At 72.0% G+C, this 22,902-nt stretch carries 18 protein-coding genes; 13 read left to right on the plus strand and 5 right to left on the minus strand.

The window, feature by feature from the left end; genetic code table 11:
• The first annotated feature begins 14 nt into the window (after positions 1 to 14).
• Positions 15 to 1,451 (plus strand): FAD-binding oxidoreductase, encoded by a 1,437-nt coding sequence (locus tag FJK98_RS01540; protein WP_240762547.1) that lies wholly within the window; start codon positions 15 to 17, stop codon positions 1,449 to 1,451.
• A 141-nt stretch (positions 1,452 to 1,592) separates the two neighbouring features.
• Here FJK98_RS01540 and FJK98_RS01545 read toward each other — a convergent pair whose 3' ends face one another.
• A complete protein-coding gene (locus FJK98_RS01545; protein ID WP_145917409.1) occupies positions 1,593 to 3,656 on the minus strand; it encodes a SpoIIE family protein phosphatase in 2,064 nt (687 codons plus the stop codon).
• A 292-nt stretch (positions 3,657 to 3,948) separates the two neighbouring features.
• Between FJK98_RS01545 and FJK98_RS01550 the strand changes: the two genes are divergently transcribed.
• Positions 3,949 to 8,316, plus strand: coding sequence for a HAMP domain-containing protein (locus tag FJK98_RS01550; RefSeq protein ID WP_145917410.1), 4,368 nt, complete (start codon positions 3,949 to 3,951; stop codon positions 8,314 to 8,316).
• Positions 8,313 to 8,870: a two-component system response regulator gene (locus FJK98_RS01555; protein WP_145917411.1), complete on the plus strand. Its 558-nt coding sequence runs from the start codon at positions 8,313 to 8,315 to the stop codon at positions 8,868 to 8,870. The genes FJK98_RS01550 and FJK98_RS01555 overlap by 4 nt, the downstream gene beginning before the upstream one ends.
• A gap of 72 nt (positions 8,871 to 8,942) precedes the next feature.
• Here the strand turns inward: FJK98_RS01555 and FJK98_RS01560 are convergent, their stop codons facing one another.
• Entirely contained in the window at positions 8,943 to 9,449 is a 507-nt protein-coding gene (locus FJK98_RS01560) for a GbsR/MarR family transcriptional regulator (RefSeq protein WP_145917412.1), read from the minus strand.
• A gap of 96 nt (positions 9,450 to 9,545) precedes the next feature.
• On the opposite strand from FJK98_RS01560, the gene FJK98_RS01565 reads away from it, so the two are divergent.
• Entirely contained in the window at positions 9,546 to 10,481 is a 936-nt protein-coding gene (locus tag FJK98_RS01565; protein WP_145917413.1) for an ABC transporter ATP-binding protein, read from the plus strand.
• Positions 10,478 to 12,070, plus strand: a complete 1,593-nt coding sequence (locus FJK98_RS01570) for an ABC transporter permease (RefSeq protein ID WP_145917414.1) — start codon at positions 10,478 to 10,480, stop codon at positions 12,068 to 12,070. Before FJK98_RS01565 ends, FJK98_RS01570 begins: the two co-directional genes overlap by 4 nt.
• A gap of 4 nt (positions 12,071 to 12,074) precedes the next feature.
• Here the strand turns inward: FJK98_RS01570 and FJK98_RS01575 are convergent, their stop codons facing one another.
• The gene (locus FJK98_RS01575) at positions 12,075 to 12,410 is read right to left on the minus strand and encodes an STAS domain-containing protein (RefSeq protein WP_145917415.1); all 336 of its coding nucleotides are present in this window, start codon (positions 12,408 to 12,410) and stop codon (positions 12,075 to 12,077) included.
• Between the two features lie 170 nt (positions 12,411 to 12,580).
• Between FJK98_RS01575 and hemL the strand changes: the two genes are divergently transcribed.
• The 6 genes from hemL to ccsB are packed head-to-tail and all read left to right on the plus strand — an operon-like array spanning position 12,581 to position 18,614.
• Positions 12,581 to 13,918 carry a glutamate-1-semialdehyde 2,1-aminomutase gene (gene hemL, locus FJK98_RS01580; RefSeq protein ID WP_145917416.1) on the plus strand — a complete coding sequence of 446 codons (1,338 nt, stop codon included), beginning with the start codon at positions 12,581 to 12,583 and terminating at the stop codon, positions 13,916 to 13,918.
• A gap of 6 nt (positions 13,919 to 13,924) precedes the next feature.
• Positions 13,925 to 14,572, plus strand: coding sequence for a histidine phosphatase family protein (locus FJK98_RS01585; protein WP_088642050.1), 648 nt, complete (start codon positions 13,925 to 13,927; stop codon positions 14,570 to 14,572).
• Position 14,573: 1 nt separating this feature from the next.
• Positions 14,574 to 15,149, plus strand: coding sequence for a TlpA disulfide reductase family protein (locus tag FJK98_RS01590; RefSeq protein ID WP_145917417.1), 576 nt, complete (start codon positions 14,574 to 14,576; stop codon positions 15,147 to 15,149).
• Positions 15,149 to 15,994, plus strand: a complete 846-nt coding sequence (locus FJK98_RS01595; RefSeq protein WP_145917418.1) for a cytochrome c biogenesis CcdA family protein — start codon at positions 15,149 to 15,151, stop codon at positions 15,992 to 15,994. The genes FJK98_RS01590 and FJK98_RS01595 overlap by 1 nt, the downstream gene beginning before the upstream one ends.
• Entirely contained in the window at positions 15,994 to 17,616 is a 1,623-nt protein-coding gene (locus FJK98_RS01600; protein WP_145917419.1) for a cytochrome c biogenesis protein ResB, read from the plus strand. Before FJK98_RS01595 ends, FJK98_RS01600 begins: the two co-directional genes overlap by 1 nt.
• Positions 17,616 to 18,614, plus strand: coding sequence for a c-type cytochrome biogenesis protein CcsB (gene ccsB, locus FJK98_RS01605; protein WP_145917420.1), 999 nt, complete (start codon positions 17,616 to 17,618; stop codon positions 18,612 to 18,614). Before FJK98_RS01600 ends, ccsB begins: the two co-directional genes overlap by 1 nt.
• On the opposite strand, the gene FJK98_RS01610 is transcribed toward ccsB, so the two are convergent.
• Positions 18,580 to 18,801 carry a hypothetical protein gene (locus tag FJK98_RS01610; protein ID WP_145917421.1) on the minus strand — a complete coding sequence of 74 codons (222 nt, stop codon included), beginning with the start codon at positions 18,799 to 18,801 and terminating at the stop codon, positions 18,580 to 18,582. The genes ccsB and FJK98_RS01610 overlap by 35 nt on opposite strands.
• Before the next feature lie 555 nt (positions 18,802 to 19,356).
• Between FJK98_RS01610 and FJK98_RS01615 the strand changes: the two genes are divergently transcribed.
• Positions 19,357 to 20,934 carry a ricin-type beta-trefoil lectin domain protein gene (locus tag FJK98_RS01615; RefSeq protein ID WP_145917422.1) on the plus strand — a complete coding sequence of 526 codons (1,578 nt, stop codon included), beginning with the start codon at positions 19,357 to 19,359 and terminating at the stop codon, positions 20,932 to 20,934.
• 220 nt (positions 20,935 to 21,154) lie between these two features.
• Positions 21,155 to 22,300: a LacI family DNA-binding transcriptional regulator gene (locus FJK98_RS01620; RefSeq protein ID WP_240762549.1), complete on the plus strand. Its 1,146-nt coding sequence runs from the start codon at positions 21,155 to 21,157 to the stop codon at positions 22,298 to 22,300.
• 106 nt (positions 22,301 to 22,406) lie between these two features.
• Here the strand turns inward: FJK98_RS01620 and FJK98_RS01625 are convergent, their stop codons facing one another.
• Entirely contained in the window at positions 22,407 to 22,883 is a 477-nt protein-coding gene (locus tag FJK98_RS01625) for a MarR family winged helix-turn-helix transcriptional regulator (RefSeq protein ID WP_145917423.1), read from the minus strand.
• Positions 22,884 to 22,902 lie beyond the last annotated feature (19 nt).

The following is a 22,902-nucleotide window of genomic DNA, read 5'->3' on the forward strand; positions in this document are numbered from 1 at the left end:
AGAACATGTGTACGATGACTGCCATGTCGACGCCAGCGGGTTCGATCGGTGCAACGGAGATCACCCGGCGGTTGGCCGGGATCTGCGGTCCCTCCTTCGCCCGGTTCGCCGGTGCGGCCGACGAGGTCGCCGGCCGGCTCGCCCGGTGGGTGGCCGTCCCCGGTGGGCCCCGGGCGGCGGCCGAGGTGCTGCGGCTCGCCGCCCGGCACGATCTGTCGGTGGTCCCCCGGGGTGCCGGCACGAAGATCGACTGGGGCGCGGCGCCGGCCCGGGTCGACATCATGCTCGACACCGGCCGGCTCGCCGGGGTCGGCCACCGGCCGGCGGCCTCCCCGGTGGTCGAGGTGGGCGCCGGCACCCCGCTGCGGGCGGTGCAGGCCACGCTGGAACGCTCCGGCCGCCGACTGGCCCTCGACCCGCCGTCACCCGGGGCCACCCTCGGCGGGGTGCTCGCCGCCGACGAGTCAGGCCCGTTGCGGCACCGGCACGGCACCGCCTGCGAGCAGCTCGTCGGCCTGCGCTGGTTGGACGCCGACGGCGAGCTGGTCAGCGCCGGGCGCAGCGCGGCCGAGCTGGCCGGCGCGGCCCCACCGGTCGGTCTCGACCTGGGCCGGTTGCTCTGCGGCTCGCAGGGCGGGCTGGGCGTGCTGGTCTCGGCGACGCTGCACGCGCACGCCCTGCCGCCGAGCCGGGTCTGGGTGACCCGGCCGGTGTGGAGTCCGTTGGAGGTGCACGACCTGGTCCGGGCGGTGCTCGCGGCCGACCTCGATCCGGCGGCCGTCGAGCTGGACCTGCCGGCCGCCGGGTCACCGCCACGCCCGGCGGTCGCCCCGGCGGCGGGCGCGACGTCGGGGCCGGGCGGTCGCCCGATGTCGGCCGCCGAGGCGTCGGCCCGCGCCAACCATCCCGCGATGGCCGGCCGCCGGGCCGCCCCGCCGCCTCCCCGGGGCAGCGCCGGTGAGCTGTCCGTGCTGCTGGAGGGCGGCCGGTCCGAGGTGGCCGAGCGGGCCGACCGCCTGCTGGCCCTGCTCGGTGCCACGGCCAGCCTCGCCCCGGACGCCCCGGCCTGGTGGCGGCGTTACCCGTTCGCCCCGGGCGACACCGCGCTGCGGGTCGAGGCCCCGGCCGCCGACCTGCACGCCGCCGTCTACGCGCTGCGCGACGCCGCCGGCACGCCGCAGTCGGTACGCGGCTCCGCCGGGCTGGGCGTGGTGCACGCCGCGCTGCCCGGGTCGCTTCCGGTCGACCGGGTGGCCGGCATCCTCGCCGCCGTCCGTGGGGTGCTCCTCACCCGCCGGGGCCGGTGCGTGGTGGTCGCCGCGCCTGCGGCGGTGCGTCGTGAGGTCGACGTGTGGGGTGAGGCGGCGGTGATTCCCCGGCTGCGCGAGGCGAAGGAACACCTCGACCCGCACCGCCGGCTCGCCCCCGGCCGCCTCCCCGGCGGCCTCTGACCAGCCCCCGCACCCCAGCCCCCATACGCCAGCCCCCGCGCGCCGGGCCGCAGTGATCGACTCGTTGTCCGCCCAACTGCGGTATCCGACGCGCTCGACACCACTGTTGAGGCGAAATGGAGTGGATCAAGAAGTCGGCGCTCAGAGGGCGTCGTTGCGCAGCACCAGGATGGCGATGTCGTCGCGGGGCGACTCGACCGAGAAGTTGATCGCGGTGGACCGTAGCCGGGCCGCGACCACGTCGGCGGAGTAGCCGGCCAGCGGGGCGGCGGCCTCCCGGAGCCGTTCGGTGCCGAAGAGTTCCCGGCCGCGCCGCCGCTCGGTGACCCCGTCGGTATAGAAGATCAGCGCATCGCCCGGCGCGAGCACGATCTCCGCCGCCGGGGAGGTGATCGCGTCGAGCAGACCGAGCGCCGTGCCCCCGATGCCGACGAAGTTGGCCCCACCGGTCCCGTGCAGCAGCACCGGCCGGTCGTGCCCGGCCAGGTGCAGCGAGACGTCGAGCCGGTCGCCGTCGCCGGGCCCGACCGCCGCCAGGGCCAGCGTGCAGTACCGACCACCACCCCGCTCGACAAGCGTGTCGTTGAGCCGGGCCAACGCCTCGGGCAGCGGCTTGCCGTCCCCGACCAGCACCCGGATCACGTCCCGGACCAGCCCGGTCACCGCCGCCGCCTGCACCCCCTTGCCGGACACGTCGCCGACCACCACCAGCCAGCGCCCGTCCGGCAGCGGCACCACGTCGTAGAAGTCGCCGCCGACCTCGGCCTCGTCGCCGGTCGGGACGTACTCGGCGGCGAAACCGATGCGCTCGACGACGGGGAGCACCGGCGGCAGCAGCGACTGCTGGAGGGTCTGCGCCACCCGACGCCGTTCGGCGTGGATGCGGGCGTTCTCGATGGCGAGGCCGGCCCGCCGGGCCACGTCCTCCAGCACCGCGACCTCGTCCGGGTCGTGCCGGTGCCGCTGGTGCCGTCCCACGGCCAGGGTGCCGAGGCGCTGGCTGCGGGCGACCAGCGGCACGGCGAAACCCTCCATCGGCCCGCCGAGCGGCACCTGCGACCCGGTCCGCGACGCCTCCCGCAGCCGGGCCTGGACCGAGTCCGGGCCGGACTCCTCAAGCACCTTGTGCAGTTGGGGCAGGACGGACTCGTCGGCGTGACTGGACGCGGCCAGCCTGAGCCGACCCCACTCGTCGGTGGTGTGCACCGCGCACCACTGGCCGAGCCGGGGCACCACCAGCTGCGGGATCAGTGCCATGGTCAGGTCGACGTCGAGCGACTGGGCGAGCAGTTCGCTGGCCTCGGCGAGGAAGGTCAGCCAGGCCGAGCGGCGGACGTCGGCCCGGCGCAGCCGGTCGTTCTCCAGATGCAGGGCGAGTCGTTCGGCGGCGAGGACGGCCAACGGCCGGGCGTACGCCGACGGTGCCGCGTCCAGCTCCAGTTCCCCGACGTACGGCCGGTGCACGGCCAGCGGCACCTGCAACAGCTCGTTGCCGGGGCGGGGCTGACGGCCGTACCGGGCCAGCACCTGCGGGCCCTCCCCCTCGCCCCGGTCCAGCCGGATCACCCCGCCGGCCGCGCCCACCATCTCGGCGACCCGGGTGAGCAGGTCGGTGGCGAACTCGGTGAGCGGTTCGTCGGCGTACGGGTCGGGGCTGGTCTGGGTGAGTTCGCTCATCGCGGCGGCGCTCGGCGCGGTGGTCGCCGGTTCGCTGTCGGCCTGCCCGGGTGGCGGGTACGGGGCGCGTGGCGCGTCGCCGTGGTCGCCGTGCCGGTCGAGCCGGAACCACACCCCCTTGCCGGTGGGCAGGTAGGTGGTGCCCCAGCGGCTGGCGAAGTGGTCGACCAGGAGCAGTCCCCGCCCCCGCGCGGAGACCTCGCCGATCTGGTCGGTGTCGTTGCGGATGCCGACGACCAGTTCGTCGACCGGCCCGGCGGCGAAGTCGGAGACGGTGACGGTCAGGCCGATCTGGTCGGCGACGACCTCGATGTCCAGTTCGGTACGGGCGTGTTCGACGGCGTTGGTGGAGAGTTCGGTGGTCAGCAGCAGCGCCTCGTTGAGCAGTTCGTCGAGGTCGGCTTCGGCGAGCACGGAGCGGACCACGGCGCGGGCGGCGGCCGGGGTTCGCCGGTCGGCGGGCAGCCGGACGCGCCGGACGTGCTCGTCCCGTCCCGCGTCTGTCCCGGCCCCCGGCTCCGCTGACACCCCCGTATCCTCTACCGCCACCGGCCGGGTGCCAAGCCGCACCACGTACCGTCACACCCGCCGCACCGATCGGTCGGTGGTGGTCACCCTCCGCCGTCGGGCCGGGCGGGGCCCGCCGGGTGGCGGTACGGGCGGGGCCGGCGGGCGGCGTGCTGGACCACGTCGGTGCGGGGCGGGGCGGACGCCGCGTCGTCGCTGGGCACGTCGTATCCGGGGGCCCGGCGACGACCCGGGCACAATGAGGGGAAGTCGGCGTGTCGGCACGCCGGAAGCCCTCCGAGTTGAGCGAGGAATGATGACCGCGAAACAGTCGGTGACGGCGGACGGGTCCGCTTCCGAGCATGACGCGCTCCTCGGTGAGCTGTCGGAGGCGCTGCGGCGGGTCGGCCGGGGCGACTTCAAGGTACGGCTGCCCCGGCGTGCGGGCGCGGCCGGTGAGGTGGCGGACGCCTTCAACGAGGTGGTGTCGCTCCAGGAGCGGCAGCACCTGGACCTGCGCCGGATCAGCCGGGTGGTGGGCCGGGACGGCCGGCTGACCGAACGCCTGGACGAGGAGGGCCTGGACGGCTCCTGGGCGGAGGGCCAGCGGGCGGTCAACTCGCTCATCGACGACCTGGGCCGGCCGACCACCGAGATCGCCCGGGTGATCATGGCGGTGGCCGACGGCGACCTCTCCCAGCACATGGAGCTGGAGATCGACGGTCGCCCGCTGCGCGGTGAGTACCTGCGGATCGGCCGGACGGTCAACACGATGGTCGGGCAGCTCTCGTCGTTCTCCAACGAGGTGACCCGGGTGGCCCGTGAGGTGGGCACCGAGGGCAAGTTGGGTGGTCAGGCGGACGTGCGGGGCGTCGCCGGCACCTGGAAGGACCTCACCGACTCGGTGAACACGATGGCGTCGAACCTGACCGGCCAGGTGCGGTCGATCTCCCAGGTGGCGACGGCGGTGGCCCGGGGCGACCTGTCGCAGAAGATCACGGTCGGGGCGCGGGGCGAGGTCGCCGAGCTGGCCGACACGATGAACTCGCTGACCGACACGCTGCGCCTGTTCGCCGAGCAGGTGACCCGGGTGGCGCGCGAGGTGGGCACCGAGGGCAAGCTCGGTGGGCAGGCCGACGTGCCGAACGTCGCGGGCACCTGGAAGGACCTCACCGACAGCGTCAACTCGATGGCGTCGAACCTGACCAGTCAGGTGCGTAACATCGCGCAGGTCTCCACGGCGGTGGCCCGGGGCGACCTGAGCCAGAAGATCACGGTGGCGGCGCAGGGTGAGATCCTGGAGCTGAAGGACACCGTGAACACGATGGTGGACCAGCTCTCGTCGTTCGCCGACGAGGTGACCCGGGTGGCCCGTGAGGTGGGCATCGAGGGCAAGCTCGGCGGCCAGGCGCAGGTACGCGGCGTCTCGGGCACCTGGCGGGACCTGACGGAGAACGTCAACCAGCTCGCCGGCAACCTGACCAGTCAGGTCCGCAACATCTCCCAGGTCTCCACGGCGGTGGCGAAGGGCGACCTGTCGCAGAAGATCACGGTGGACGCGCAGGGTGAGATCCTGGAGCTGAAGAACACCGTGAACACGATGGTGGACCAGCTCTCGTCGTTCGCCGACGAGGTGACCCGGGTGGCCCGTGAGGTGGGTACCGAGGGCAAGCTCGGCGGTCAGGCGCAGGTCAAGGGCGTGAGCGGCACCTGGCGGGACCTGACCGACAACGTGAACTCGATGGCGTCCAACCTGACGTCCCAGGTGCGCAACATCGCGTCGGTCACCACGGCGGTCGCCAAGGGTGACCTGAGTCAGAAGATCACCGTCGACGCCCGGGGTGAGATCCTGGAGCTGAAGTCCACGGTCAACACGATGGTCGACCAGCTCTCCTCGTTCGCGGACGAGGTGACCCGGGTGGCCCGTGAGGTGGGCACCGAGGGCAAGCTCGGCGGTCAGGCCCAGGTACGCGGGGTCGCCGGCACCTGGCGGGACCTCACCGACAACGTGAACTCGATGGCGTCGAACCTGACCAGTCAGGTGCGTAACATCGCGCAGGTCTCCACGGCGGTGGCGAAGGGCGACCTGTCGCAGAAGATCACGGTGGACGCGCAGGGCGAGATCCTGGAGCTGAAGAACACGGTCAACACGATGGTGGACCAGCTCTCCTCGTTCGCGGACGAGGTGACCCGGGTGGCCCGTGAGGTGGGCACCGAGGGCAAGCTCGGCGGTCAGGCCCAGGTGAAGGGCGTGTCGGGCACCTGGCGGGATCTCACCGACAACGTGAACTCGATGGCGTCGAACCTGACCAGTCAGGTGCGTAACATCGCCTCGGTGACCACGGCGGTGGCCAAGGGCGACCTCGGCCAGAAGATCACCGTGGACGCGCAGGGCGAGATCCTGGAGCTGAAGAACACCGTCAACACGATGGTGGACCAGCTCAGCTCGTTCGCCGACGAGGTGACCCGGGTGGGCCGCGAGGTCGGCATCGAGGGCAAGCTCGGCGGTCAGGCGCAGGTGAAGGGCGTCTCGGGCACCTGGCGGGACCTCACGGAGAACGTGAACCAGCTCGCCTCGACCCTGACCACCCAACTCCGGGCGATCTCCCAGGTCTCCACGTCGGTGACCCGGGGCGACCTGACCCAGCGGATCGCGGTCAAGGCGCAGGGCGAGGTCGCCGAGCTGAAGGACAACATCAACCAGATGATCGTCACCCTGCGGGAGACGACCAAGAAGAACGCCGAGCAGGGCTGGCTCGACTCCAACCTGGCCCGCATCGGTGGCCTGCTCCAGGGCCAGCGGGACCTGGGCGAGGTCTGCCGCATGATCATGATGGAGGTGACCCCGCTCGTCGACGCGCAGCTCGGTGCGTTCTTCCTGGCGGACACCTCCGAGGGGGTGATGCGGCTGCGGCTGACCGCGTCGTACGGCTATGTGGCGCGGGGGCACGACGTGACCTTCGGGCCCGGTGAGGGGCTCGTCGGTCAGGCCGCGCTCTCCCGCCGGACGATCCGGCTCAACGCGCTGCCCGACGGCCGGATCACCCTGCGCTCCGGGCTGGCCGACACGCTCCCGTCCGACCTGGTGGTGCTGCCGATCCTGTTCGAGGGCGAACTGCTCGGGGTGATCGAGTTCGCCAGCGTGGCCCGTTTCTCGGAGCTGCACCTGGCGTTCCTGGAGCGGCTGGTGCTCACCATCGGCATCGCGGTCAACACCATCCAGGCCAACCGGCGTACGGAGGAACTGCTGGCCCAGTCGCAGCGGCTGGCGCTGGAGTTGCAGGACCAGTCGGCGGAGTTGCAGCGCACCAACGCCGAGCTGGAGGACAAGGCGAAGCTGCTGAGCGAGCAGAAGGGCAACATCGAGACCAAGAACCGGGAGATCGAGCTGGCCCGGCTGGGGCTGGAGGAGAAGGCCCAGCAGCTCACCCGGGCGTCGGCGTACAAGTCGGAGTTCCTGGCGAACATGAGCCACGAGCTGCGTACGCCGCTGAACTCGCTGCTGCTGCTGGCCCGGCTGCTGGCCGAGAACCCGGAGCAGAACCTCAGCCGCAAGCAGATCGAGTTCGCCCGGACGATCCACAGCGCCGGCTCGGACCTGCTCTCGCTGATCGACGACATCCTGGACCTGTCCAAGATCGAGGCCGGCCGGATGGACGTCGAGCCGACGGAGATCCGGTTCGCCGAGATCCGCAGCTACGTGGAGCAGGCGTTCGCCCCGCAGGCCGAGGAGAAGAACCTCGACTTCCAGGTGCGGGTGGCCAAGGAGTTGCCGCCGGCGCTGGTGACCGATGCCCAGCGGTTGCAGCAGATCCTGCGCAACATGCTCTCCAACGCGGTGAAGTTCACCGACAACGGCGCGGTCACCCTGCGGATCGGCCCGGCGGCGGAGAACGTCGTCTTCGACGTGCCGGCGCTGACCAACGCCCGGCAGGTGATCGCCTTCACCGTTATCGACACCGGCATCGGCATCTCCGACGACAAGCTGAGCATCATCTTCGAGGCGTTCCAGCAGGCCGACGGCACCACCAGCCGGCGTTACGGCGGCACCGGGCTGGGCCTGTCGATCAGCCGGGACCTGGCGCGGCTGATCGGCGGCACGATCACCGTGACCTCCGCACCGGGGCAGGGCTCGACGTTCACCCTCTTCGTACCGGACGTGCTGGCGCCGGACGCGGTGGTGGCGCCGCAGTCGCCGTCGCCGCAGCGCGCGGGCCTGCCGTCGTCGCTGCTGATGCCGCCGATGGAGCTGCTGCCCGCGCCGGAGGCCCCGGCCACCCGCCAGTTGGACGGCGCAACCGTACTCATCGTCGACGACGACGTACGCAACGTGTTCGCGTTGACCAGCGCGTTGGAACTGCACGGGATGACCGTGCTGTACTCGGACAACGGCGCGGACGGTGTTCGCGTGCTGGCCGAGCATCCGGAGGTGGACATCGTACTGATGGACGCCATGATGCCCGACCAGGACGGTTACGAGACGACCCGGCAGATCCGCCGTAACCACCGCTTCGCGGACCTGCCGATCGTCTTCCTCACCGCGAAGGCGATGCCCGGCGACCGGGAGTCGGCGCTGGCTGCCGGGGGTAGCGACTACATCACCAAGCCGGTGGACCTGGACGGGCTGATCGAGCGGATGGCGTCCTGGATCAGTGGCCGCCGAGACAGGGAGAATTCGTGACGCAGACGGCCAAGGCGCTGCTGGTCGACGACCGTCGGGAGAACCTGATGGCCCTGGAGGCGATCCTCCAGGGGCTCCCGGTCCAGTCGGTGGCCGTGGAGAGCGGTGAGGCGGCGCTGAAGCAACTGCTGGTGGACGACTTCGCGGTCATCCTGCTGGACGCCCAGATGCCCGACATGGACGGTTTCGAGACGGCCAGTCACATCAAGCGCCGGGAACGGACCCGGCACGTGCCGATCATCTTCCTCACCGCCGCCGACCGGGACGCCCAGTTGGCGCTGCGCGGCTACGCGGTCGGGGCGGTCGACTACCTGACCAAGCCGTTCGACCCGTGGGTGCTGCGGGCCAAGGTGTCGGTGTTCGTGGAGTTGTGGGTGAAGACCCGGCAGCTGGCGGCGCAGTCCGACGTGGTGCGTGAGCGCGACGCCCAGTGGCGGGTGCTCACCGACGCGGTGGACGAGGCGAGCGCCCTGCTCCGGGTCGAGGACGACCCGGAGGCCCGGCAGCGTGCCCTGGACATCCTGGAACAGGCCCGCTGGGGCAACACCGCCTGACCGACGGGCCGCCGGCGGGCGGGCGACGGGCCGGCCCGCTGGCGGATGGGGTCCGGTGGGGTGGCGACGTGATCAGGTGGGCGGCCGGTCGGCGTGGCCGGTGGCGGCCCGGCGGACCCGCCAGCGCTCGCCGAGGGAGTCGATCTCCTCCTGGATGAAGATGAAGAAGTCGCGCATCTCGGCCACCCGCTCGCCGCCCGGGGTGCCCGGACCGCCCAGCGCGTCGACGCCCGCGGCGGCGATGTCGATGAAGTTCTTGTAGAGGCCGGTCTTGGTGATGGTCCCCTCGTACCAGGGGTTGTCCGGCACCCGGTAGCGGTCCCGGCGGGAGCGGGGGACCGGCTCGCGGACCAGCATCCCGAACTGGGTCAGGTAGCGCACCGCGCCCGAGACGGCCGCCGCGCTGACCCCCAGCCGCTCGCCGATCTCGGCGGCGGTCAGCGGCCCGTCGGCGCTCATCACGGCGAACAGGACCCGGGCGGCCATCCGGGGGAAGCCGACGTCCGCGAAGGCCATCGCCATCCGTTCGACGAAGAGGTGGACCTCGTCGTCGTGGCCGGGTTGACGGTCGTCAGACATCGGATCGCTGCTCCTCGGGGTGTCGGTGGTGCTGGCGAGGGTGCCGCACCGACCACAGGCTTCACAACTTTGTGAAACGAGCGTAGCTTCCGAATTATGGAAACTCCGATAGCGGTGACCGGTCTGGTGAAGACCTTCGGCCGCACCCGGGCCCTCGACGGGCTCGACCTGACCGTCCGGGCCGGCGAGGTGCACGGCTTCCTCGGCCCGAACGGCGCCGGCAAGTCGACCGCCATCCGGGTGCTGCTCGGGCTGCTCCGGGCGGACGCGGGGGCCGTCCGACTGCTCGACGGCGACCCGTGGCGCGACGCCGTCGCACTGCACCGCCGCCTGGCGTACGTGCCGGGTGACGTCACCCTCTGGCCGCAGCTGTCCGGCGGCGAGGTGATCGACCTGCTCGGACGGATGCGCGGCGGGCTCGACCCGAAGCGCCGCGCCGAGCTGCTGGAGTCGTTCGAGCTGGACCCCCGCAAGAAGGGGCGCACCTACTCCAAGGGCAACCGGCAGAAGGTCGGCCTGGTCGCCGCGCTCGCCTCCGACGTCGAACTGCTCATCCTCGACGAACCCACCTCCGGGCTGGACCCGCTGATGGAGGAGGTGTTCCAGCACTGGATCGACCGGGCCCGGCGCGACGGCCGCACCGTGCTGCTGTCCAGCCACATCCTCGCCGAGGTGGAGGCGCTCTGCGACCGGGTGACGATCATCCGCAACGGGCGTCACGTCGAGACCGGCACCCTGACCGAGCTGCGCCACCTGCACCGCACCGCGATCGACGCCGAACTGGCCGGCCCGGTCGACGGCCTGGCCGACCTGCCCGGCGTGCACGACCTGCGGGTCGACGGCGAGCGGGTCCGCTTCGACGTCGACACCGTCGCGCTCGACACCGCGCTGCGCCGGCTCACCGAGATCGGCGTGCGCAGCCTGGTCAGCCAGCCGCCGACGCTGGAGGAACTGTTCCTGCGCCACTACGAGACGCCCCCGGCCCCCGCCGCCGCGTCGGGCGGCGACCGGCCGACGGGGGTACGGCGATGAGCACCCTCACCGGCACCGGTCACCTGACCCGGCTGATCCTGCGCCGGGACCGGATCGTCCTGCCGCTCTGGGTGCTGCCGCTGGCCGTCCTGCCGGTGTCGTACGCGGGCAGCTTCCTCGCGCTGTTCCCGACCGCCGCCGAGCGGGCCGCGTACGCCGACGGCACCGCCCGCAGCCCGTCGGTGGTGGCGCTGCTCGGCCCGGTCTACGGCGACAGCGTCGGCGCGCTGACGGCCCAGCGGGGCGGCTTCCTCCAGGTGATCGTCGGACTGGCCGCCCTGCTCACCGTCATCCGGCACACCCGCACCGAGGAGGAGGCCGGCCGGCGGGAACTGCTCGGCGCGACCGTCCTCGGCCGGCACGCCGGGCTCACCGCCGCGCTGCTGGTGACGTACGCGGCCAGCCTGGTGCTCGGTCTGCTCACCGCCGCCGGGCTGGCCGCGACCGGGCTGCCGGCGGCGGGCTCGCTGGCGTACGGGCTGTCGGTGGCGCTGGTGGGGGTGGTCTTCGCCACGGTGGGCGGGTTGGCCGCCCAGCTCACCCAGACGGCCGGTGGGGCACGCGGGATCGCCGTCGGGGTGCTCGGGGTGACGTTCGCGCTCCGGCTGGTCGGGGACACCTCGCGGCAGGAGTGGCCGAGCTGGCTCTCCCCGCTGGGCTGGGCCCCGCGCATCCGCGCGTACGAGGGGGAGCGGTGGTGGGTGCTGGCGCTGCCGGTCGCGTTGACCGTGCTGCTGGCCGTGGTGACGTACCCGGTGTCGGTGCGGCGGGATCTCGGTGCCGGCGTGCTGCCGTCGCGGCCGGGACCGGCGCGGGCCGGGCGGGCACTGTCCGGGCCGTTCGGGCTGGCCTGGCGGCTGCACCGGGGGCAACTGCTGGGCTGGTCGGTGGGCTTCGGCCTGCTCGGGCTGGTCGTCGGCGGTGCCGCCGAGTCCGCCGGCCGGTCGGTCGCCGGCAACGCCGCGCTGGAACAGGTGATGGCCCGGCTGGGTGGCGCGTCGGGGCTGGCCGAGGCGTACCTGGGGGCGTCGCTGGGGGTGGCCGGGCTGGCCGCCGCCGGGTACGGCGTCCAGGCGGCGCTGCGGATGCGGTCGGAGGAGGCCGCCGGGCGGGTCGAGCCGGTGCTGGCCGCCGGGGTGCACCGGTCGGCCTGGCTCGCCGCGCACCTGCTGTTCGCCCTGCTGGGGCCGGTGGTGGCACTGGCGCTGACCGGTCTGGCGGCCGGCCTGACCTACGGGCTCAGCATCGACGACGTGCCGGGCCAACTGCCCCGGATGCTCGGTGCCGGCCTGGCGCAGGTGCCGGCGGCCTGGGTGCTGGCCGGCCTGGCGGTGCTGCTGTACGGGCTGCTGCCCCGGTTCGCCGCGACGGCCTGGGTGGTGCTCGCGCTGGCGGTGCTGCTCGGTCAGCTCGGCGCGGTGCTGGAGCTGAGCCAGTGGCTGCTGGACCTGTCGCCGTTCACGCACACCCCGCAGGTGTTGCGGGCGGGCTGGAGCGTCACCCCGCTGCTGGTCCTGACCGCGCTGGCCGGGGTGTTCTGCGCGGCCGGATTCGTGTCCTTCCGCCGCCGCGACACCCCGGTCGGCTGACCGGTCAGCCGGAGGGGGTCTCGTTACGGATCATCAGGGCGGAGCGGAGGCCGGTGATGTCGAGGACGCGGAGCAGGAAGTCGCCCACGTTGCTCAGGATCAGCAGGCACTGGGAGTGGCTGGCCTTGCGGCTGAGCACCACCAGCGTGCCCAGCCCCTGGGAGTCGCAGAAGGTCACCCCGGCCAGGTCGAGCACGATGCGCGGCGGAGGATCGGCGAGCACCTCGTTCACGACGGTCGACAGCTGGGCGGCGGTGAGCATGTCGATCTCACCGGCCAGGCGCAGCACCACTTCGTCGCCCGTCCGGTGTACCGTGATGGACAGTTCGGCACGATCCACCCGGTCAGCCTATCGCGAACCCGCCAACCCGGCCCGGTGAGACGATCCGCCGTGCCGATCACCGTGCGGGCGGCAGGTCCGCCGACCGGCGTCGGGTGGGGTGAGCCGGGTAACCCGGCCCCGGGGTGGCTGCGGATTCCCCGGCCGGCGCTGACACAATGGGCCGCATCGTGACCGATACCTTTTCCGCCGGCACCGGCCGTTACTCCGCCGACGCGCCGGCCTCCGAGGCCCTGTTCGACCGCGCCCGGGCCATCGTGCCGGGCGGGGTCAACTCCCCCGTGCGCGCGTTCCGTGCCGTCGGCGGCACCCCGCGCTTCATGGTCCGGGGGGAGGGTCCCTGGATGTACGACGCCGACGGGCGACGCTACGTCGACCTGGTCTGCTCGTGGGGGCCGCTGATCCTGGGCCACGCCCACCCCGAGGTGGTCGAGGCGGTCCGCGAGGCCGCCACCCTCGGCACCAGCTTCGGCACCCCCACCCCGGGTGAGGTGGAGCTGGCCGCCGAGATCGTCGACCGCACCCCGGTCGAGCAGGTCCGGCTGGTCAACTCGGGCACCGAGGCGACCATGTCGGCGATCCGGCTGGCCCGGGGCTTCACCGGCCGATCCAAGATCATCAAGTTCGCCGGCTGCTACCACGGCCACTCCGACGGGCTGCTCGCCGCCGCCGGCTCCGGCGTCGCCACCCTCGGCCTGCCCGACTCGCCCGGGGTCACCGGCGCGGCGGCCGGCGACACCATCGTGCTGCCCTACAACGACCTCACCGCCGTCGAGGCGGCGTTCGCCGCGCAGGGGCCGCACATCGCGGCGGTCATCACCGAGGCCGCCGCCGGCAACATGGGCGTCGTCGCCCCCCGCGACGGCTTCAACTCCCGGCTCGCCGCGATCGCCCACGCCCACGGCGCGCTGCTCATCGTCGACGAGGTGATGACCGGCTTCCGGGTCTCCCGCTCCGGCTGGCACGGCCTCGACCCGTCGGATGCCGACCTGTGGACGTACGGGAAGGTGATGGGGGGTGGGCTGCCCGCCGCGGCCTTCGGCGGGCGCACGGAGATCATGGCCCGGCTCGCCCCGGCCGGCCCGGTCTACCAGGCCGGCACCCTCTCCGGTAACCCGCTCGCCTGCGCCGCCGGCCTGGCCACCCTGCGGCTCGCCGACGACGCCCTCTACCGCCGGCTCGACGACACGGCCGCCGTCGTGGGCAAGCTCGCCGCCGACGCGCTGGCCGCCGCCGGGGTCCCGCACCGCCTGTCGTACGCGGGCAGCATGTTCTCGATCTTCTTCACCGACGCCGACGTGGTCGACTACGACAGCGCCCGCACCCAGCAGGTGCCCGCGTTCAAGGCGTTCTTCCACGCGATGCTCGCCGCCGGCGTCTACCTGCCGCCGAGCGCGTTCGAGTCGTGGTTCGTGTCGGCGGCGCTCGACGACGCCGCCCTGGAGCACATCGCCGCCGCCCTGCCCGGCGCGGCGACAGCAGCGGCAGCGGCAGGCAGCGGGGGGTAAACACCAATGAGCAAGACCGTCGTCCACGTGCTGCGGCACGGCGAGGTGCACAACCCGGACCAGATCCTCTACGGCCGCCTGCCCGGCTTCCGGCTGTCGGAGCTGGGCGTGCAGATGGCCAAGGCCGCCGCCCAGGCGGTCGCCGAGCGGGAGATCGTGCACGTGGTGGCCAGCCCGCTGGAACGCGCCCAGCAGACCGCCGAGCCGATCGCCGGCCAGTTCGGGCTCCCGGTCGGAGTGGACGAGCGGCTGATCGAGAGCGCCAACTGGTTCGAGGGCAAGAAGGTCTCGCCCGGTGACGGCTCGTTCCGCGACCCGCGCAACTGGTGGGTGCTGCGCGACCCGGTGACGCCGAGCTGGGGCGAGGCCTACCGGGCCATCGCCGAGCGGATGTTCGCCGGCCTGCACGCCGCCCGGGTGGCCGCCGAGGGGCGCGAGGCGGTCATCGTCTCCCACCAGCTCCCGATCTGGACGCTGCGCCGATACGTCGAACGCAAGCGGCTCTGGCACGACCCGCGTCGCCGGCAGTGTGGGCTGGCCAGCCTCACCTCCTTCCACTTCGACGGGGCGAAGGTGGTCGGGATCGGGTACTCCGAACCGGCCGCCCACCTGATCGCCATGTCCGCGACAGCCCGGACGGCCAAGGGGGCCTGAGATGCGTTTCCGGAGGCCGCTGGCCGTCCTGCTCGCCGCCGTCACCGCCGGGGCGGCGCTGGCCGGCTGCTCCTCCGGCACCGACGAGAGCCGCTGCGCCAACAACGGCGGCATCGTCGAGTGCGCCCCCGAGCAACGCTCCGCCGCCCCGACGATCGCCGGTGACCTGCTCACCGGCGGCCGGTACGACACCAGCCAGGCCCGGGGTCAGGTGGTGGTGATCAACTTCTGGGGTTCCTGGTGCGCGCCCTGCCGCGCCGAGGCCGACGACCTGGAGGCGACCTACCAGGCCACCAAGGCCGCCGGGGTGACCTTCCTCGGCATCAACGTGCAGGACAGCCGGGACAAGGCGATCGCCTTCGAGGAGGGCCGGGTCACCTATCCGAGCCTGTTCGACCCGGCCAGCCGGCTGGCGCTGGCCCTGGACATCCCGCCGAACACCATCCCGGCCACCGTCGTGCTCGACCGGCAGGGCCGGATCGCCACCGTGATCCGGGCCGCCGTCACCACCGACGGGCTGCGCCCGATCGTCGAGCGGATCGCCGCCGAAGAGCCGGCGTCCACCGGTTCCCGCTGATGGGCGAGACGTTCCGCGAACTCGCCCAGTCCGGCCCGCTGCTGCTGGCCATCGGCGCGGCGGCGCTCGCCGGGCTGGTCAGCTTCCTGTCCCCGTGCGTGCTGCCGCTGATGCCCGGCTACCTGTCGTACGTGACCGGGCTGGCCGGCACCGACCTGGAGGGCCGCGCCCGGCCGACCACCCCGGCCGGCGGGTCGGCCTCCGACGGCGGCCCTGACGGCACGGTGGCGACGGCGACCCGGGCGGAGGCCCGGCCGGTGGCGGCGGTCAAGGGGCGGGTGCTGGCCGGGACGCTGCTGTTCATCGCCGGCTTCACCGTCGTCTTCACCGCCACCGCGATCCTCTTCGCCGGCTTCGGCCGGATCTTCTTCGACTACGAGCGCACCTTCCAGGTCGTCATCGGCGCGCTGATCGTCCTGCTCGGGCTCAGCTACCTGGGGGTGCTCCCCGGCATGCAGCGGGAACTGCGCATCCGTCGGTTGCCCGCCGCCGGGCTGCTCGGCGCGCCGGTGCTCGGCGCGGTGTTCGCGCTGAGCTGGATGCCGTGCACCGGCCCGACGCTCGGCGCGGTGCTGGGGATGGCCGCCACCGGCGGGCAGACCGACCGGGCCGTGGTGCTGGCGGTGGCGTACTGCCTGGGGTTGGGGTTGCCGTTCGTGGTCTTCGGGTTGGGCTTCCACCGGCTGCTCGGGGTGTTCCGGGCGGTGCGGCGCAACAGCCGGTGGGTGACCCGGATCGGCGGGGTGCTGCTGATCCTGATCGGCCTGGCGCTGGTCACCGGCGGCTGGCAGAACTTCGTGATCTGGTTGCAGACGACCGTGGGGCCCGGCGAGGTGAGCATCTGATGACGACCGTCGAGGACCGGCCGGCCAGCCCTCCCGCCGAGGCTCCCCGCCGAAGGCCGAACCCGCTGCTGGCCCTGCTGCGCAACTCGTGGCGGCAGCTCACCAGCATGCGTACCGCGTTGATCCTGCTGTTCCTGCTCGCGGTCGCCGCGATTCCCGGCTCGGTGCTGCCGCAGCGCGGGGTCAACCCGGAGAACGTCGACAGGTACTTCGTCGAGCACCCGGAACTCGCCCCGCAGCTCGACCGGATCGGCGCGTTCGAGGTGTTCGGCTCGGTCTGGTTCTCCGCCATCTACCTGCTGCTGTTCACCTCGTTGGTGGGCTGCATCCTGCCCCGGATGCGCGACCACGTGCGCGCGTTGCGGGCCCGGCCGCCGGCCGCGCCCAAGCGGATGGACCGGCTGCCGCAGCACACCGTGCTGGAGGCCCCGGGGGCCGCCGACCCGCAGGCCATCGCCGCCGTGCTGCGTCGCCGCCGGTGGCGGGTGCAGGTGCGCGGCAACGAGGTCTCCGCCGAGAAGGGCTACCTCAAGGAGACCGGCAACCTGCTGTTCCACACCTCGCTGGTCGCCGTACTGATCGGCGTCGCGCTCGGCTCGTGGTACGGCTGGCACGGCAACCGCCTGCTGGTCACGGGCGCGGACAACGCGTTCTGCAACACCCGCCAGCAGTACGCCGAGGCGAAGCTCGGCCCCCGCGTGGACAGCGCCGACCTGCCGTCGTTCTGCCTCACCCTGGACAACTTCGACGCCCGGTTCCTGCCGTCCGGGCAGCCGGAGAGCTACCGCGCCACCGTGACCGTGGACCGGCCGGACGGCTCCGACCGGCGGACCGCCGACTTCTCGGTCAACTCGCCGCTGCGGCTCGGCTCGGCCAACGTCTACCTGCTGGGCCACGGGTACGCCCCGATCCTGAAATACACCGACCGGTACGGCCGCAGCCAGACCAGCACGGTGCCGTTTCTGACCAGCGGCGACGCCAACCTCACCAGCGAGGGGGTGGCCGCCTTCCCGGACGCCAACGTCGACCCGGCGACCGGCCGCCGGGACGCCAACCAGCAGGTCGCCTTCGAGGGGCTGTACCTGCCGACCGCCCCGGACACCGGGCCGTTCGCGTCGTCGCGGTTCCCCGAGGAGCGCAACCCGGCCGTGGTGCTGGCCGCCTACCGGGGCAACCTGGGGTTGGACGCCGGCATCCCCGGCTCGGTCTACCAGCTCGACCAGCGGCAGGTGACAAGCGGCAAGCTCAAGCAGGTGGGCGACAAGAAGCTCGCCCCGGGCGAGACGTGGACCCTGGACGACGGCAGCAAGCTGGAGTTCCTCGGCACCAAGCGGTACGTCACCCTCTCCGTCCGGCACGACCCGGGCGAGGAGCTGATGCTGGGCGCCTGCGTGGTGCTGCTGGTCGGGCTGATGGGTTCGCTGTTCGGCCGCCGTCGGCGGGTCTGGTTCCGGGTGACGCCCCCCGACAGTGGATCTCCGACGGGCGGTAGTAGTTTGGTGTCGGCCGGTGGGCTGCCGCGCACCGAGCATCCAGGGTTCGCCGAGGAGTTCGCGCAACTCGTCGCCGCGGTACGCGACGACGGGCGGCCCGACCGGCGGGCGCGAGAGGGAGTCGAGTGATGTCCGCAGTCTCCGACCAGTTGGTGACGTTCGCGATCCTGGTGTACCTGATCGCGATGATCAGCCACGCCGTCGAGTACGCCCTGGGCAACGTCCGTGCGGTGTCGGCCCGGGTCGCCCCGGCGCGGGAACTGGTCGGTGCGGGTGTCGGTGGCGCGGGTGTCGACAAGGTCGACGGGCCGGTGGTCGACGCCTCCGGGACCACGCCGCCGTCGGCCCGGCCGAGCCGGTCGGCGGGGCGGGCCAGGCTGGCCGGGCGGATCGCCGCCGGGCTGACCGTGGTCGCCGCCGCGCTGCACCTCGGCGCGCTGGTCACCCGGGGCATCGCGGCCGACCGGATGCCCTGGGGCAACATGTACGAGTTCGTGCTGACGGTCACCTGGATCGGGACCGCCGCCTGGCTCGTGGTGCTCTGGAAGCGGCCGTCACTGCGCCGGCTCGGGCTGTTCCTCACCCTGGTCATGGTGCTGCTGCTGGCCTTCGCCGAGCTGAAGCTCTACGTCCCGGTGGTGCCGCTGATGCCGGCGCTCCAGTCGTACTGGTTCATCATCCACGTGTCGACGATCGTCTTCTCCTCGGGCATCTTCCTGCTGGGCGTGGTGCCGGCGGTGTCGTTCCTGCTGCGCAACGGCTACGAGCAGGGGCGGCGCAGTTTCCCGTACACGCTGGCCCGGCGGCTGCCCGGGGCGGCCGACCTGGAGCGGCTGACGTTCGCGCTGCACGCCTTCTCGTTCCCGATCTTCACCTTCGCGGTGATCGCGGGCGCGATCTGGGCCGAGGCGGCCTGGGGCCGGGCCTGGGGCTGGGACCCGAAGGAGACCTGGGCGTTCATCTCCTGGGTGGTCTACGCCGGCTACCTGCACGCCCGCGCCACGCCCAGCGTCCGGCGCAACGTGGCGACCTGGATCGCGGTGCTCGGCTTCCTGACCGTGCTGATGAACCTGTTCGGGGTGAACTTCTTCTTCACCGGCCTGCACTCGTACGCCGGGGTGGAGTGAGCCGGCCGGTGAGCACCCGGTCGACGCCCAGGGTCACCTGGTAGGCGACCTCCGGCACGTCGGCCAGGTCGAGGTGCTCGGCCCGCAGGGCGAGCTGGGCGTGCAGCTCCCGGGCCACCGCGTCGCGGATCTCCCGCAGCAGCGGGGAGAGGCCGTCGGGATCGCCCACCGTGTACGCGTCGTCCATGCGCCCCATCCTCCACCGGAGGACCAGGTGTGTCGATGCCCCTTGGCCTGCGAACGTCTCCCCCTCCCGAAGCCGGTCAGCGGTACCGACCGCCAGCGGTAGTCGGTGGTCGTGATGCCCTCCAACTGGCCGACACCTTGACGCCCCATAAGGCTGGTGACATCATCGCCGAACGATGTTTGCGTAAACAATTTAAGGCTTAAATCGGACATCAGCTTCGATTGCGGCGTCCGGATGGGGCCGCGCTTCTTGTCGATGTTTACGTAAACATCGACAAGGGTGACGCGGTCGACGTTGGCGGCCGGCGGGGGAGACGCCTTGACCCCTGGCCCACCCGCCTGGGAGGAGAGACTCTCCATGGGAAAGCTGGACAGGCGCATCGCCTGGGTGCTCGTACCCCCTTGATAGCGACGCACCCTACGAGGACAACGACCAGCCGCTGGACACCAACTCGCCCGGCTGACAGTTCCCTGAACTCCGCCGTACCGCCACCTGGTAACTCCCGACGCGGCGGACCCGGACGAGAACCTCGTTCCCCCGCTATTGGAGCCGCACATGTTCCCGAAGCAGACAGGCGTCAGATCCGGCGCCGCCCCGCTTTCCCGTCCCTTCCCCCTCCTTGTCCTGCTCCTGCTGCTCGCCCTGGTCGCGGCGGTCGGCACGGTCCTCCTCCCCACGGTGAGCGAGGCCATCACCCGCTCCTCGCAGACCATGTACACCCCGCCGCCCGGCACCCCCGCCCCCGGCACGCTCTACCCCAGGGGGATACGGCTGGAGCACAGCGGGTCGGCCAACGGCACCATGCTCGCCACCTTCGAGCAGTACACCACCGGCAAGCCCGTCTTCCCGATCTACCGCAGCACCGACACCGGCAACTCCTGGACCAAGATCTCGGAAGTCGCCGACACGCAGAACGGCTGGGGCATGCGCTGGCAGCCACAGCTGTTCGAACTGCCCACCGCGATCGGCAACTTCCCCGCCGGGACCATCCTGGCCGCCGGCGACTCCGTCCCCAGTAACCGCTCCGGGTTCAAGATCGACATGTACGCCAGCACGAACCAAGGGCAGACCTGGACCTTCGTCAAGAACATCGCCAACGGCGCGGGCAGACCGGTCTGGGAACCCTTCTTCCTGGTCAACGGCAACAGACTCATCGTCTACTACTCCGACGAGCGAGACAGCAGCCACAGCCAGAAGCTGGTGCACCAGGTCAGCACGGACGGCATCAACTGGGGCCCCGTCGTCGACGACGTGGCGACCTCCACCCAGAGCGACCGGCCCGGCATGTCGACAGTTGCGAAGCTGCCGAACGGCAACTACGTGATGACGTACGAGTACGGGGGCTCGCCAGCGGGGAACCTCGCGGTCTATTACAAGATCTCCTCCAACCCCGAGGCGTTCGGCTCAGTCACCGGCCAGGTCCTGAGGTCGACCGACGGCCACACCGCCTTCTGGAACCCGTACATCACCTGGCTTCCCACCGGCGGCTCCAACGGCACCCTCGTCGTCAGTGCGCAAAGCACAACCGACGTGTTCGTCAACACCCAGGGTGGTGCCGCGAACGCCTGGACCCGTGTCGATTCCAAGGTCGCCGGCGGCTACAGCCGCGGCATGGTTCCGCTGGCCGACGGCCACAGCCTGGTGGTGCTCAGCGGCGGCTACAACGGCAGCACCGTCAACTCCGTCACGTACAGCACCATCGACCTGGGCGGCGTCGTGCCGACAACGCCGGTCCCGTCCACGGGGACAACGACGGCGAGGCTGATCGGCGCTCAGTCGGGTCGTTGCCTCGACGTGCCGAACAGCAACTCCGCAAACGGGACCAGGCCGGCGCTCTGGGACTGCCACACCGGGGCCAACCAGCAGTGGACGTACAACGCCTCCACCCGCCAGTTGCAGTCGCTCGGCAAGTGCCTGGACGTCTCCGGCCAGAGCACGACGCCGGGCGCCACGGCGGTCCTCTGGGACTGCGGCAGCGGTGCCAACCAGCAGTGGACCCTCACCAACAACACCGTGGTGGGAGTCCAGTCCGGGCTGTGCCTGGACGTCGCCAACAACGCGACCGCGAACGGATCAGCGGTGAACATGTGGACCTGCAACGGAGGCGCCAACCAGCGGTGGACCCGCGGCTGACACCAACCTGACGTCGGAGGGATCCGGAACGCCTGTTCCGGATCCCTCCGACGTCTTTCTACGGGGTCGTCTCCACGACGGCGACGCCCCCGGGGCGCCAGACCGTTCGGGCCACGGGTCCTGGCATCCTCGCCGGTGTTCACGATCGGGTCGCCGTCGAGCAGTTGGAAGCTGCTGATGTTTACGTAAACATCGTCGGCGATAATGTCACCAGCCTCGGATGGCGCAAGAACCGGACAGCTGCTTTATCGTGTCGTTCAACAGCCCGCCGGGCTGCGAAAGGAGCACCGTAGCGATGATCCCAGCATCGCCGGACGGTGTGCCGCGGGCCCTCGCAGGATCGTCAGGCATCACCCGGCGTCACCGGCGCGTGTCGATGGCGGACGTGGCCCGAGCGGCCGGGGTCTCCGCGCAGACGGTATCCCGCGTCTCCACCGGCCATCCCGGGGTTGTCGCGTCCACCCGCCAACAGGTTCTCGCGGCGATGCAGCAGTTGGGCTACCGGCCCAACAGCGCGGCCCGGGCGCTGAAGAACGGCGAGTTCCGCACCATCGGCGTCATCATCTTCACACTGTCCACCACGGGAAACAGCCGGCTGCTCGAGGCGATCGCCACCCACGCCAGCCGTGCCGGTTACGTGATCACGCTCATGCCCGTGGCGACACCCACCCAGCACGGCGTGCTGGGCGCGTTCACCCGACTGGGCGAGTTGGCGGTGGACGCCGTCATCGTGGTGATGGAGGTGCATCTGCTCGACGCCGCGAATTTCGTCCTCCCGCCAGGGGTGCATGTCGTGGTCGTCGACTCCGATGCCGGCGACCGTTACAGCGTGGTGGACACCGATCAGGCCGACGGCGCGCGGCAGGCCGTCCAACACCTGCTCGACCTCGGCCACCACACCGTCTGGCACGTCGCCGGGCCGCCGGAGTCCTTCGCCGCCGGGCGTCGGGCGACGGCGTGGCGCTGCGTGCTCGAAGGGGCGGGTCGGCCCGTACCGGCGATGTACCGCGGCGACTGGTCGGCCGAATCCGGCTACCGCGCCGGCCTCCTGCTGGCAGACGAGGCGTCGTGCACCGCGGTATTCGCCGGCAACGACCAGATGGCCCTCGGCGTGCTGCGGGCGTTGCACGAGAAGCAACGGGTCGTTCCCCGCGACATCAGCGTGATCGGCTTCGACGACATCCCGGACAGCGCCTCGTTCATCCCACCGCTGACCACGATCCATCAGGACTTCGCCGAAGTAGGCCGCAGATGCGTCGAGACCGCGCTGCGACAGATCCGCAACCAGCCCGTCGAGCCCGGTACCAGCCTGGTGCCGAACCGGCTGGTGACCCGGGCCAGCACGGCAGCACCGCGAACCGCCTGACCCGAACCGGGCTGCTCCTGCCGGTGCTTCCGCCCGCATCGTCGGTGCAGGAGTTGATGCGTGCCGTGTCCCGCGCCCGGATCGTCGTTGCTCGGCTCTGGAGTGGTCAGGTGCCGAACCAGCCGGGTACGTCGAGGCGGAAGGAATCCGGCGGGGTGACCGCGCGCAGGTCGTCCTCCAGGGCGGCCACCCGCTCCGCGCCGAGTCGCGCCACCCAGCGCTCCCGCAACGCGTCGAAGAGCACCGCCGACCGGCGTAGTCCGTCGACACCCTTCTCCGTCATCCGGACCAGTTTGCGGCGGGCGTCGGCCGGGTCGTCGGCGCGTTCCAGGTAGCCGAGGGTGACCAGCCGGTCGACGGTCTTGCCGGCGGCCTGCTTCGAGACGCCCAGGCGGTGCCCCAGGTCGGACGCGGTGGTGCCGTCGACCCCGACGGCCTGGAGCACGAAGCCGTGCGCCGGCCGCAGCTCCGGGTGGCCCTGCCGGGCCAACTCGGCGTGCAGCTCGTCGATGAGGCTGCGGAAGCCGGCGAGCAGCAGCAACGGCAGCACGAAGCCGGGGCGCTCGGGGTCAGCCGTCGACACGTTCGACAACCTGGTTTAC

The sequence above is a fragment of the Micromonospora sp. HM134 genome (genome assembly GCF_007833915.1).
Classification (GTDB): Bacteria; Actinomycetota; Actinomycetes; order Mycobacteriales; family Micromonosporaceae; genus Micromonospora; species Micromonospora wenchangensis.

What these genes read in the sequence shown, in the direction of transcription:
- FJK98_RS01540 (WP_240762547.1), top strand. Translation starts at nt 15, where the DNA reads ATGACTGCCATGTCGACGCCAGCGGGTTCGATCGGTGCAACGGAGATC.
- FJK98_RS01550 (WP_145917410.1), top strand. Translation starts at nt 3,949, where the DNA reads ATGATGACCGCGAAACAGTCGGTGACGGCGGACGGGTCCGCTTCCGAG.
- FJK98_RS01560 (WP_145917412.1), bottom strand. Translation starts at nt 9,449, where the DNA reads ATGTCTGACGACCGTCAACCCGGCCACGACGACGAGGTCCACCTCTTC.
- FJK98_RS01565 (WP_145917413.1), top strand. Translation starts at nt 9,546, where the DNA reads ATGGAAACTCCGATAGCGGTGACCGGTCTGGTGAAGACCTTCGGCCGC.
- FJK98_RS01570 (WP_145917414.1), top strand. Translation starts at nt 10,478, where the DNA reads ATGAGCACCCTCACCGGCACCGGTCACCTGACCCGGCTGATCCTGCGC.
- FJK98_RS01585 (WP_088642050.1), top strand. Translation starts at nt 13,925, where the DNA reads ATGAGCAAGACCGTCGTCCACGTGCTGCGGCACGGCGAGGTGCACAAC.
- FJK98_RS01590 (WP_145917417.1), top strand. Translation starts at nt 14,574, where the DNA reads ATGCGTTTCCGGAGGCCGCTGGCCGTCCTGCTCGCCGCCGTCACCGCC.
- FJK98_RS01595 (WP_145917418.1), top strand. Translation starts at nt 15,149, where the DNA reads ATGGGCGAGACGTTCCGCGAACTCGCCCAGTCCGGCCCGCTGCTGCTG.
- FJK98_RS01600 (WP_145917419.1), top strand. Translation starts at nt 15,994, where the DNA reads ATGACGACCGTCGAGGACCGGCCGGCCAGCCCTCCCGCCGAGGCTCCC.
- ccsB (WP_145917420.1), top strand. Translation starts at nt 17,616, where the DNA reads ATGTCCGCAGTCTCCGACCAGTTGGTGACGTTCGCGATCCTGGTGTAC.
- FJK98_RS01610 (WP_145917421.1), bottom strand. Translation starts at nt 18,801, where the DNA reads ATGGACGACGCGTACACGGTGGGCGATCCCGACGGCCTCTCCCCGCTG.
- FJK98_RS01615 (WP_145917422.1), top strand. Translation starts at nt 19,357, where the DNA reads ATGTTCCCGAAGCAGACAGGCGTCAGATCCGGCGCCGCCCCGCTTTCC.
- FJK98_RS01620 (WP_240762549.1), top strand. Translation starts at nt 21,155, where the DNA reads ATGGCGCAAGAACCGGACAGCTGCTTTATCGTGTCGTTCAACAGCCCG.